This is a genomic window from Kitasatospora sp. MBT63 (genome assembly GCF_000710465.2).
In the GTDB taxonomy this organism is placed as follows: domain Bacteria; phylum Actinomycetota; class Actinomycetes; order Streptomycetales; family Streptomycetaceae; genus Kitasatospora.
In genome coordinates, this window is the sequence record NZ_JAIZ01000325.1 from 1 (window position 1) to 10,719 (window position 10,719).

At 71.3% G+C, this 10,719-nt stretch carries 13 protein-coding genes and 3 pseudogenes; 9 read left to right on the plus strand and 7 right to left on the minus strand.

Going from position 1 to position 10,719, the window contains the following annotated elements:
- The 6 genes from uppP to efeU form a co-directional block, all read left to right on the plus strand.
- Positions 1 to 780: undecaprenyl-diphosphatase UppP (gene uppP / locus AA75_RS19550; protein WP_033821407.1), on the plus strand; the 780-nt coding region annotated here is incomplete at its 5' end.
- Between the two features lie 315 nt (positions 781 to 1,095).
- Positions 1,096 to 1,743, plus strand: a complete 648-nt coding sequence (locus AA75_RS19555; RefSeq protein WP_033821408.1) for a DedA family protein — start codon at positions 1,096 to 1,098, stop codon at positions 1,741 to 1,743.
- Positions 1,740 to 2,357 carry a phosphatase PAP2 family protein gene (locus AA75_RS19560; protein ID WP_033821409.1) on the plus strand — a complete coding sequence of 206 codons (618 nt, stop codon included), beginning with the start codon at positions 1,740 to 1,742 and terminating at the stop codon, positions 2,355 to 2,357. Before AA75_RS19555 ends, AA75_RS19560 begins: the two co-directional genes overlap by 4 nt.
- Positions 2,354 to 3,040, plus strand: a complete 687-nt coding sequence (locus AA75_RS19565; RefSeq protein ID WP_051812813.1) for a phosphatase PAP2 family protein — start codon at positions 2,354 to 2,356, stop codon at positions 3,038 to 3,040. The genes AA75_RS19560 and AA75_RS19565 overlap by 4 nt, the downstream gene beginning before the upstream one ends.
- Before the next feature lie 96 nt (positions 3,041 to 3,136).
- Positions 3,137 to 4,297, plus strand: a complete 1,161-nt coding sequence (efeO, locus tag AA75_RS19570; protein WP_033821410.1) for an iron uptake system protein EfeO — start codon at positions 3,137 to 3,139, stop codon at positions 4,295 to 4,297.
- A gap of 112 nt (positions 4,298 to 4,409) precedes the next feature.
- Positions 4,410 to 5,267 (plus strand): iron uptake transporter permease EfeU, encoded by an 858-nt coding sequence (efeU, locus tag AA75_RS19575; RefSeq protein ID WP_082526660.1) that lies wholly within the window; start codon positions 4,410 to 4,412, stop codon positions 5,265 to 5,267.
- 27 nt (positions 5,268 to 5,294) lie between these two features.
- On the opposite strand, the gene AA75_RS49530 is transcribed toward efeU, so the two are convergent.
- Together AA75_RS49530 and AA75_RS47675 are read right to left on the minus strand one after the other, a co-directional pair.
- Positions 5,295 to 5,447: a hypothetical protein gene (locus AA75_RS49530; protein WP_158515534.1), complete on the minus strand. Its 153-nt coding sequence runs from the start codon at positions 5,445 to 5,447 to the stop codon at positions 5,295 to 5,297.
- A gap of 380 nt (positions 5,448 to 5,827) precedes the next feature.
- Positions 5,828 to 5,965: pseudogene (locus AA75_RS47675) on the minus strand (exodeoxyribonuclease III); the annotation flags it as partial.
- Positions 5,966 to 6,063: 98 nt separating this feature from the next.
- Between AA75_RS47675 and AA75_RS19580 the strand changes: the two are divergent.
- Together AA75_RS19580 and AA75_RS52125 are read left to right on the plus strand one after the other, a co-directional pair.
- A complete protein-coding gene (locus tag AA75_RS19580; protein ID WP_149038251.1) occupies positions 6,064 to 7,641 on the plus strand; it encodes a recombinase family protein in 1,578 nt (525 codons plus the stop codon).
- Between the two features lie 314 nt (positions 7,642 to 7,955).
- Positions 7,956 to 8,090, plus strand: a pseudogene (locus AA75_RS52125) (short-chain dehydrogenase); the annotation flags it as partial.
- Between the two features lie 134 nt (positions 8,091 to 8,224).
- On the opposite strand, the gene AA75_RS47685 reads toward AA75_RS52125, so the two are convergent.
- From AA75_RS47685 to AA75_RS19605, 5 genes are all read right to left on the minus strand, one after another.
- On the minus strand, positions 8,225 to 8,458 hold the full coding sequence (locus AA75_RS47685; protein WP_149038252.1) for a DUF6296 family protein: 234 nt from the start codon (positions 8,456 to 8,458) through the stop codon (positions 8,225 to 8,227).
- A 68-nt stretch (positions 8,459 to 8,526) separates the two neighbouring features.
- Complete coding sequence (locus AA75_RS19590) at positions 8,527 to 8,925, minus strand: DUF2267 domain-containing protein (RefSeq protein ID WP_033821413.1); 399 nt, start codon at positions 8,923 to 8,925, stop codon at positions 8,527 to 8,529.
- A 63-nt stretch (positions 8,926 to 8,988) separates the two neighbouring features.
- Positions 8,989 to 9,393, minus strand: coding sequence for a DUF2267 domain-containing protein (locus AA75_RS19595; protein WP_033821414.1), 405 nt, complete (start codon positions 9,391 to 9,393; stop codon positions 8,989 to 8,991).
- 44 nt (positions 9,394 to 9,437) lie between these two features.
- On the minus strand, positions 9,438 to 9,731 hold the full coding sequence (locus AA75_RS19600; RefSeq protein WP_033821415.1) for an STAS domain-containing protein: 294 nt from the start codon (positions 9,729 to 9,731) through the stop codon (positions 9,438 to 9,440).
- Between the two features lie 114 nt (positions 9,732 to 9,845).
- A complete protein-coding gene (locus AA75_RS19605; RefSeq protein ID WP_033821416.1) occupies positions 9,846 to 10,280 on the minus strand; it encodes an Hsp20/alpha crystallin family protein in 435 nt (144 codons plus the stop codon).
- Positions 10,281 to 10,389: 109 nt separating this feature from the next.
- On the opposite strand from AA75_RS19605, the pseudogene AA75_RS52130 reads away from it, so the two are divergent.
- A pseudogene (locus tag AA75_RS52130) lies at positions 10,390 to 10,719 on the plus strand (type III effector protein); the annotation flags it as partial.

Below are 10,719 nucleotides of genomic sequence, written 5' to 3' on the forward strand. Positions count from 1 at the left end.
TCCTCCAGCGCCCACCTGCGGGTCTTCTCCGCACTGCTGGGCTGGGACGACCCCGGTGCCGCCTTCACCGCGGTCACCCAGCTCGGCACCGAGTCCGCGGTCCTGATCTACTTCCGCCGGGACATCGCCGCGATCGTCTCCACCTGGATCCGCTCCCTGTGGACGCCGGCGCTGCGCCGCGACCGGAACGCCCGGATGGGCTGGTTCGTGATCGTCGGCACGCTCCCGATCGCGATCCTCGGGAAGCTGTTCCAGACCACGATCGAGACCCAGCTGCGCGACCTGCGGATCATCGGCACCACACTGATCCTCTTCGGCGTGATCCTGGCAGTGGCGGACCGCACACGCGCGATCCGCGGCGCCCGCGGGATCGACTCGCTGACCTTCCCGCACGCACTGGTCTACGGCGCGGCCCAGTCGCTGGCGCTGATCCCGGGCGTCTCCCGTTCGGGCGGCACGATCAGCGCCGGCCTCTTCCTCGGCTACAGCCGCGAGGCCGCCGCCCGCTACTCCTTTCTCCTCGCCGTCCCCGCCGTCCTGGCGTCCGGCATCCTGGAGCTCTTCAAGATAGGCGAGGGCCCGGCGCCCGCCTGGGGACCGACGATCCTCGCCACGCTGATCGCCTTCGCGGTCGGCTACGCGGCCATCGCCTGGTTCCTGAAGTACATCTCCCACCACAGCTTCTTGCCGTTCGTGATCTACCGCATCCTGCTGGGAGTCCTGATCATCGGCCTGGTCACCGCCGGGGCGCTCGCCCCGAACGCGGGCGCGGTCCACTAGGCCGTGTCTGACAATTCGCGTCGGATCAGCGCGCGGCGTCGGGCGCCCGGCTGGGCGTGCCGGCGAAGCGCCCTCGTACTGGGTCGTACTTGGGGGATTCGCCGGTGCGTCCAGCCGGGATGCTCGGCGTCGCGCGCCCGGCGGGAATTGTCAGACACGGCCTAGCCGCCCCACCTCGGGCAGGGCCATCGCGAGTGGTTCCTGAAGACACCTTCAGGTCTTCAGGAACCCTTCAGCGCCGCTCGGCCATGCTGGACATGACTGTTCGGACACGATGCCGTCGGCCGGCAGCTCCACTCGGAAAGGCACCGAACGATGCTCACCTCCTCGGCCCTGCTGGCCGTCAACCCACTGGACGCCGGCTCACTGCTGGCCGCGTTCGGCGCGCTGGGCATCGCTGTGATCATGTTCGCGGAGACCGGACTGCTCGTCGGCTTCTTCCTCCCCGGCGACTCGCTGCTGTTCACCGCCGGCCTGCTGTGCACCACCGGCGCCCACAGTGGCCCCCACCTGAACCTCGGCCAGGTCCTCGCGGCCGCCGTGGTCGGCGCCCTCGCCGGCGCGCAGACCGGATACCTGATCGGACGCCGCGGCGGCCCCGCCCTGCTCGCCCGCTCCCGCAACAGACACCTGCACGACGGCGCGGAGCGCGCCGAGGAGATCCTCACCCGCTACGGCCACGGCAAGGCCATCGTCCTCGCCCGCTTCGTCCCGGTCGTGCGCACCGTGCTCAACCCGCTGGCCGGTGCGCTCGGCGTCAAGGTCCGCACCTTCACCCTGTGGCAGGTGGTGGGCGGGCTGGCGTGGACGGTCGGCCTGGTCATGGCCGGGTACGCGCTCGGCTCCTCGATCCCGAACGTCGACCACTACCTGCTGCCGATCGTCGCCGTCGTGGTCGTGGTGTCGCTGCTGCCGCTGGTCCTGGAGATGCTGCGCTCCCGTCGACAGGCGAAGGCCCGTTGAGCGGCCCCACGACCAGGCTCGCGCTCGACGGCCGCCCGATCGACGGCGGCCTGTACCAGCGCATCGACCGGTGGGCCCAGCACCTCCCGGTGCCGGTGCAGCACGCCGTCGCCGCGTTCTCCGCCTACGGCCTGGCCCTGGCCGCCGTGCTGATGCTCCTCGGCTGGTGGCGCGCCCGGCGTACCGACAGCACGGCGGTCGCCCGGGCGCTCGCCGCGCCGCTGGTGGTCGTTGTGGCGTTCGCCGCCGACACCCTCCTCAAGTCCGTGCTGCGCGAGCCCCGCCCGTGCCAGGTGCTGGACGCCGGGCGCACCCTCGAAGCGTGCCCCGCCGCCGGGGACTGGTCGCTGCCCAGCAACCACACCGTCATCGTCTTCGCCGCAGCCGCCGTGCTGTGGCAGGTCGATCGCCGGCTCGGCGGGCTCGCCCTGCTGCTCGCGCTCGCGATGGGGGTCTCGCGGGTGTTGGTCGGCGTCCACTACCCGCACGACGTCGCCCTCGGCGCGGCGGTCGGCCTCGCCGCCGGGTACGGCCTCGGCCTGCTCGCCGGCCGCGCCGCATCCCTGGTGGAACGGGCCCGCGAAGGGCGGCTGCGCCGATGGCTGACCGTATGACCGCACGGCAGCCGGCGCCCTGGATCGCGGCCTGCGCCGTGGCGTTCGCCGGCATCGCCGTGGTGCTCGACGCGAACCACTGGGCGCCCCTGGGCTTCGAGCGGGCGGCCGTCGACCGGGCGGTCGTCCATCGGCCGTCCGCCGCGGTCACCGCCGCCGAGGCCGTCACCTCGCTCGGCACCGGCGCCTTCCCGTACCTGATCGCGCTCGCCGCCGGCGTCGTCCTCGTCCGCGCTCACCGACCCCACCGCTCCGGACGGGCCGCCGCCGCACTGCTGCTCGCTCCCGTGCTCTGGCTGGTGGCGGGCCAACTGCTGAGGCAGGCCCTGATGCACGGCCTCGGAAGGCCGCGCCCGCCCGCCGCGGACTGGGCGTTCACCCCCTCCGGATTCGCCTTCCCCTCCGGCCACGCCTTCACCGCCGCCACCTGTGCCGGACTGCTCGCCCTCGCCGTCGCCCGCACCCGGCCCGGCGCACGCCGGGCCGCCACGGTGCTCGCCGCGGCCTTCGCCGCTGTCATCGGCGCCACCCGTGTCTACCTCGGCGTGCACTGGCCGCTCGACGTCATCGCCGGCTGGCTGCTCGCCACGGCCTGGCTGCTCCTCGGTGCCGCCCTGTTGCGGACCCCGGCTCGTCGGATGCCCGAGAAGGCGCCGGCAGAGCGGCTGACGACATCAATGTAGACAGATTAGGCATGCCTTAGTAAGGCATGCCTGCCCTTGTGGGGGTTTGTGCACCCGACCCCCGCCCACATTCCCTCGTCCCGTCCGGAGTTCGCCATGCCCGCACGCCACCGGTCCGCTGCCGCGACCCTCCTCGTCCTCGCCGTGGCGGGTGCCGCACTCGTCGGCTGCTCGAAGAAGTCCGACGGATCCGGCACGTCCGCCGACGGCGGCGGCCCGGTGCAGGTGACCGCGGGTGACAGCAGCTGCGAGCTCTCCAGGACCACCTTCCCGGCCGGCCACGTCGAGATCGCGGTCCGGAACAAGGGATCGAAGGCCACCGAGGTCTACGTCTACGGCGAGGGCGACAAGATCATCACCGAGCGGGAGAACATCGGCCCCGGGACCAGGGCCACCATCAACGCGGAGATCAAGGCCGGCAGTTACGAGGTCGCCTGCAAGCCCGGCATGGCCGGTGACGGAATCCGCCAGAAGGTCACCGCCACCACGGGCGCCGGTGCCGCACCCGCCAAGTCCGACGCGCGACTCGACCAGGCCGTGGCCGACTACCGCAAGTACGCCCAGGAGCAGGCGGACGCGACCATCCCAGTGGTGGAGCAGTTCGCCGCCGCGGTGAACGCCGGCGACCTCGAGAAGGCCAAGTCGCTGTTCGCCGCCTCACGGGTCGGCTGGGAGCGCACCGAGCCGGTCGCCGAGAGTTTCGGCGACATCGACCCGAAGACCGACACCCGCGAGGACGCCCTGGAAGCCGGCCAGGAGTGGACCGGCTGGCACCGGATCGAGAAGTCCCTCTGGGCCGACGGCAGGATCGGCGATGCGGAGAAGCAGCTCGCCACCCGCCTGGTGGCCGACCTGAAGGACTGGCAGAAGCGTGTCCCGCAGGCCGAGATCACCGTCACCGGCATGGCCAACGGTGCCAAGGAGCTGCTGGACGAGGTCTCCAAGAACAAGGTCACCGGTGAGGAGGACCGCTACTCCCACACCGACCTGTTCGACTTCGCCGCCAACGTCGAAGGCGCCCGCCAGGCCTACGAGCTCCTGAAGCCGGTCGCATCCGAGAACGACGCCGCCCTCGCCGAGGCCTTGGACGGCCAGTTCGAGTCGATCCAGGCCCTGCTGGCGAAGTACCGCCAGGCGGACGGGACCTACACCTCGTACGACAAGGTGACCGAGCCGGAGCGCAAGACGTTCTCCGGCGCGGTCGACGCCCTCGGGGAGCTGCTGTCCAAGCTGGCCGTCGCTGTCGTCGTCAAGTAACAGCCGCCGGCGGCGAGGCCGGCTCCGGCCGAATGGTGGGGCCAGGCCCTCTTCGGCCGACCGCACCGACACCGCCCCCACCACCGCCCCCACCCCCCCGGAGAAAACCGTCGTGTTCGGCAACTACCTGATCGGCCTGCGCGAAGGTCTCGAAGCCAGCCTCGTCGTCTGCATCCTCATCGCCTACCTCGTCAAGACCGGCCGCAAGGACCGCCTCCTCCCGGTGTGGATCGGCGTGGCGACCGCCGTCGCTCTGTCCATGGCCTTCGGTGCGCTCCTGCAGTTCGGCTCCTCCGCCCTCTCCTTCGGAGCCCAGGAGACCCTCGGCGGAACCCTGTCCGTGCTGTCCGTCGGCCTGGTCACCTGGATGGTCTTCTGGATGCGCCGCACCGCCCGCCACCTGAGGAGCGAACTCCAGGGCAGACTCGACGCCGCCCTCGCCATGGGCACCGCCGCCCTCGTCGTCACCTCCTTCATGGCCGTCGGCCGCGAGGGACTGGAGACCTCCCTGTTCATCTGGACCGCCGTCCAGGCCACCGGCAACGGCTGGAGCCCCCTCATCGGCGCGATCCTCGGCCTGCTCACCTCCGTGGTCCTCGGCTGGCTGTTCTACCGCGGCGCACTCAGGATCAACCTCGCCAAGTTCTTCACCCGGACCGGTGCGATGCTCGTCGTCGTCGCCGCGGGCGTGCTCGCCTACGGCATCCACGACCTGCAAGAGGCCGGCCACATCCCGGGCCTGGCCGACCTCGCCTTCGACATCAGCTCGACCATCCCCAAGACCAGCTGGTACGGCACCCTCCTCAAGGGCGTCTTCAACTTCCAGCCCGACCCCACCGTCATCCAGCTGACCGTCTGGTTCCTCTACCTCGCCCCCACCCTCTACTTCTTCTTCCGCAAGCCCGCCACGACCACCGCCGAGCCCGCGAGGGCGGAACCCCGCACGGCCGAGCCCACTCCCACTCCCTGACGCCGGGCCACGCGGCGCAGTCATCGGCTACGCGGGGTCAACGGTGCGCTCGGGCGTCGGCTCGTCGGCCTCGCCGCTGCGGGCAGCGGCGAGTACCCAGGCGGGCGGGCTGTTGGCCCAGGCCATCGCTGCGAGCCGGTGCTCGCCCTGGGCGATGTAGGCGGTTCCCGCGGCCAGCACGGTCGTTCGCAGAACCGCGGGGACCTGCTCCTGGCCTCGGCGCCACGCAGTGCGGACCCTTCCGCGGCGGCGGTCAGCCTCGGCCTGCTCGCGACGTTCCTGCTCGGCGCGCACCTCGGCGGCCCTGGCCTCGGCCTCACGGATCTGCTGAAGGGCCTCGGCGGTGAGGATGTCGGCCTCCGCCCTGATCCGCTGGGCCTCGCGGTTGGTGGTGTGGACGGTGCGCTCGGTGTCTGCCTCGGCCCGCCCCGAGCCGCCCGGGCGAGCCGGGATCGAGGAGCACCGGTGCGGACCGCCGCGGTGCTCCTCACGTATGTCCGGCCGACCGTGGGAGGAACCCCTGCGAGCTGCTGGCCGGGCCGGGCCGGCCTCGCCCCGGGTCAGACCTTGCGGTCGTAGGCCACGGTGACCGGTGCGTGGTCGGACCAGCGCTCGAGGTGGGTGGCGGCGCGTTCGACGTGGGCCTCGGCGGCCATGGCGGCCAGGCCCGGGGTGGCCATCTGGTAGTCGATGCGCCAGCGGAACGACGCGTTTTCCAAAAGAGTCCACCCGTTCGAGTGGGGGTGGTTCGTGCACGTCTGCTGGCCTTGGCGGTAGGGGGCTACCCGTGGGCAGTATGACGACTGTGGTGCCGGTTCGGGCGGTGGTTGGTTCGCGTGTGTCGGACACGCACGGGCAGGGCGGGAAGGTGTCGCACCTGGTGCAGGCGGAGTCGGCGGCGCGGCACGCGCTCGCGAAGCAGTGGGAGATCGTCGGGTCGTTCGAGGATCTGGACGTCTCGGCGGAGGTCACGCCGTGGAAGCGTCCGGATCTGGGGCCGTGGCTCACCGATCGGCAGGGCGAGTGGGACGCGTTGGTGTGGGCGAAGGTGGATCGGGCGTTCCGGTCGGCGAAGGACTGCGCGGACGTGGCGCATTGGGCGGAGGAGAACCACAAGGTCCTGGTGTTCACCGACGACGGGATCACCTTGGACTACCGAAAGGGCCGCGAGTCGTCGTTCGGGAACGAGCTGGCGAAGGTGTTCCTGATGCTGGCCTCGATCTTCGCGGAGATGGAGCTCAAGCGGATCAAGGCCCGCGTCTCGGCGGCGCACAAGCACCTTCGGAAGACGGACCGCTGGGCCGGGGGTCAGCCGCCGTACGGGTACCGGATCGTCGACCGGCCTGGCGGCGGCCGCACGCTGGAGCCGGACCCGGTCACATCCGAGGCCGTGCGGTACATGGGAAAGCTGCTCCTGGAAGGCCAGAGCCAGTGGATGATCGCCACGGCCCTGGAAGCGGCCGGTTTCGACACCCCCGCCACCCACGTGTTCAAGCACCAGGGCGAGACGTACTCGAGCAAGCGCAAGACACCGCCGTCGAACCATTGGAACGCCTCCAGCGTCGGCAAGATCCTCCGCTCCCCGGCCACGATGGGCCTCAAGCTGATCGGCCGCTCCGTTAAGGCCCGCAAGCTCGCCCGTGACGCGAAGGGTCTGCCGATCCGGATGGCCAAGCCGCTCTTCACCGACGAGGAGTGGGCGGCGATCCAGGCCGCGATGGACGAGCGGTCCGTGACCCGAGAGCGTGCGAACGGGGCGGCGCCGTGGCTGGGCGTGGTGCACTGCGATCGGTGTGGCGACCGGCTCTACCGGCAGGAGAACCACGCCCGGAACGGTCGGATCTACGAGTACTACCGATGCGCGCGAAAGACCGGGAAACCGGCGTGCAAGGGGCAGTCCGTCAAGGGAGAGCGGGTCACCGCCGCGGTCGCGGCACTGGTGGTGCGCCTCGGCGGCCTGGCCATGACGGTGCGCAGGTTCGTCCCTGGAGAGGACCACACCGAACAGCTGAACCACGTCGCCCAGGCCATGAAGGACCTTCGGGAGGAGAAGCGTCGCGGCCTATTCGACTACCCAGGTGGCGACGACGAGTACGCCGAAGCCCTCGAGGTTTTCGTCGACGAACGCCGACGCCTCGCCGCCCTTCCGCAACGCCCCGCCGCGTGGATCGACGTCGAAACCGGCCAGACCTTCGCCGACGCCTGGACCCAGGCCGACCAGGAACACCGCCGCCAGTTGCTGATCGGCCTCAAAGCCAGGCTCTACATGGCGCCGACCGTCGAAGGCTGGCATCTACCCGCAGAACTTGAGGTACGAGTGCAGGCCACAGGGCTCACGCCGCGAGAGGGCGTACGACTCCGATACAGCGGTTAACGCTAAGGCGGTGATCACGGGTTCGGGGCAGGTCGTGGGCACGACTACCGCAGCTCGGCGTTCGGGTGGGGCTGGTCCTGGAGCCGTTCGCGGAGGTCGATCTCCTCGGGGGTGAGCGAGCCATCGGGCCGCCGGATGCGTACGGGCCCGGGTCGCAGTGGCAGACCGTCGTCGGCCGCGGTGGCCTCGGCTTCCGCGAGTGCCCGGTACAGGGAGGCGACCGACGTCGACTTGCCTGCGTTCGTCCCGGTCTTGATGGTCAGTTTCTTCGCGATCTCAGGGACAGGGACGCCCTTGGACCCTCAGCTGCCGCCTCCAGTGCGCAGTCGTACGAGAGAGCCGTCCAGCAACGGCTGTGGGCCGTCTCCGAAGACCTCACCGGCGTGACGTTCCCCGTCGCCCAATCCCAGCAGAATGAGATCCAGCCCGGACCGGCCATCACCAGTTAGCTTGCGCGCCCTACATCTGGTCGTCTTCATCCAGGCCGAGCCCGGCCACGTCCGGGTCACGCAGCGGGCGCAGGGCGTCAGCGGCCGGGGTGGAGGCGGTGACGCTGTAGCGGCCGAGGGCCGCGAGCATCCGGTCAGGGCAGTGGCACGGCGTGAAGGCAGGCATGGCGGCCGGGCCCCGGCAACGCGGTGAGCGGCCGGGCTGCCTCTCCTTCGATCGCCGCCCGGAATGCGCCCGTCTCATCCGCGTACACCGGTTCTCCGGCAGCGGTGTACGCACCGGTGAGGTGGACGACGACGACCTCGGGCGGCCCGTGCCTTGCGGGCGGGCCGGGCAGGGTGACCGCGTAGCGCTGGGGTCTGTCCATCGGTCGCCTCGCCTCATCCGGTGTGCGGTTGGGTGCTTGCCCGGGCAGCGCGGAGCGCTCCCGCTGTTTCAGGCGACGGCGGCCAGGTCCGCGCGGCCGAACAGCAGGGCGTAGCCGCGGGGTAGGTGGGTGAGGAGGCGGTCGGTGAGGTTGTCGTCGGTGAGGGTGGTGAAGGCGGCCAGGACGGAGGAGGCGTCCCAGCGGGCGGCGGTGAGGCTGGTGCCCAGGGTGTGGGCGAGGCTTTCGACGAATGCGGGGCCGGTGACGGGCGATGGGAGGGGGATCTGGGCGGCGAGGACGGCGCGGGCCCGTTCGGGCAGGGCTGCGGCGAGGTCGCAGCGCTCGTCGCCGGTGAGTTGGGAGCCGAGGAGGGCCAGGACGGCGTCAAGGACGCGTTCGGCTTCCTCGTCGGTGGGGTAGCGGCCGAGGTTGCGGACCTGCTGGAGGAAGTGGTGGTAGCGGGTCATGACCGTGGGGCCTTCCTGGGGCTGGCCGCCGGCGGGCCGCGGGCGTGTGAAGGGTGGTCAGGGTCAGGGTCGTGTCCCTGCGGTCGGGTGGCCGAACAGCAGGTCGTAGCCGGGTGGCAGCTGGAGCAGGATCTGGTCCAGGATGTCGTCGCCGGCGGCGTCGGCCACCGTGGACAGGACGGCGCCGATGTCCCACAGGGCCGTGGCCTCGGTGGCGCCCTCGATCCAGGCCGCGGTCGCGCGCACGAAGCGCTCGGGGGTGAGGGGCTCGGCGGCCTGCAGCGGGTTGAGCAGGATCAGGGCCATGGTCTCGGGCAGTCGGGTGGCCAGTTCGGCCCGCGCGTCGCCGACCAGATGGGCGCCGAGCAGGGCCAGGACCACCCGGGCGGCCCGCTCGGCCTCCTGCGGGGTGTCGTACTCACCGCGCTCCCGGACCTCCGCCAGGAACGCCTCCCATCGAAGCGTCATCGCGGTTCTCCCTCCGTCCCAAGGCCCGGCGCGCCCGGGCGACCTCAAGGCTCGACGGCCAGGTGCCGGTGCAGACCGGTCAGCTTGAGCAGCCGCACCACACAGCGGCCGGCCCCGCGCAGGACCATGCGGGCACCGCACCGGTCGGCCTGGTTGCGGGCCCGGACCAGGGCGCCCAGACCCGCGCAGTCCATGAACGTCACCTCTGACAGATCCAGCACCACCTCCCGGTGTGACCCGAGCGCGGTGGCCAGAGCACGGCGCAGCGAGGGTGCGGCGTCGAGGTCGATCTCGCCGTGCGCCCGCACGATGAAGGGCTGGTTGCTCTGGCCGGTCATGGCGTTTGTGCGTCGCTGCGGGTAGGCCGGCCCGGCGGTCGGGGGGTGTTCCGGCCGCCCCTGTCGATCGAGGGGGGAGAGATCGGGGAGGCCGGAACGGCGTCGGGGAACGGGTCAGGCCTGGATCTGCTTGCGGCTTCCGCTGTGGCTGATCGCGACCTTGCGGGGCTTGGCCTTCTCGGCGACCGGGATCTTCAGGGTCAGCACGCCGGCGTCGTAGTCGGCGGTGATCCCGGCGGGGTCGAGGGTGTCGGAGAGCATGACCTGGCGGGAGAACACGCCGAGCGGGCGCTCGGACAGCTCCCACTTGATGCTCTCGCCTTCCTGGCGCGGGCGGCGTTCGGCCTTGACGGTGACCATGTTCCGCTCGACGTCGATGTCGATCGCGTCCGGGTCCACCCCCGGCAGGTCGAAGCAGATCACGTACTCGTCACCGGCCCGGTAGGCGTCCAGCGGCATCGGCGTCGGACGCGACCAGGTGCCGGTCGTGTTGAGGAACTGCTGGGTCAGCCGGTCCAGCTCGCGGAACGGGTCAGTGCGCAGCAGCATTGCGAAACACCTCCATGGATCGAATGGGTGCCAGTGCGCTTCACCTGACTCCTTTCTAGCGCGTCATCCATCCGATGACAACTTGCCGTGTCGCCTATAGAGTGACTTCATGAGCGAGAAGTCCCGCAGAGCCGCCCCCGACGCCCCTCCGCCGGTCGGGCCCGCCTCATTCCTGGCGGCCGCGGCGGCGCTGGCCGCCATCGACGACGCCGTCCGCACCGCCCAGAACCCCGCCTCCCAGCCCCCGACCGCCCCTGGCGAGCAGGAAGGCCCCGAACAGGCCCTGGCCGCAATCGTCCTGCTGCGCGAACTGCGCGGCCAGCTCGCCGGCTGGGAAGCCGGCCTGGTGGAGAGCGCCCGGGAGGCCGGCGCCACCTGGACCGACCTCGCCCGGCCCACGGGTGTCGCCAGCCGCCAGGCCGCCGAGAACCGCTACCTG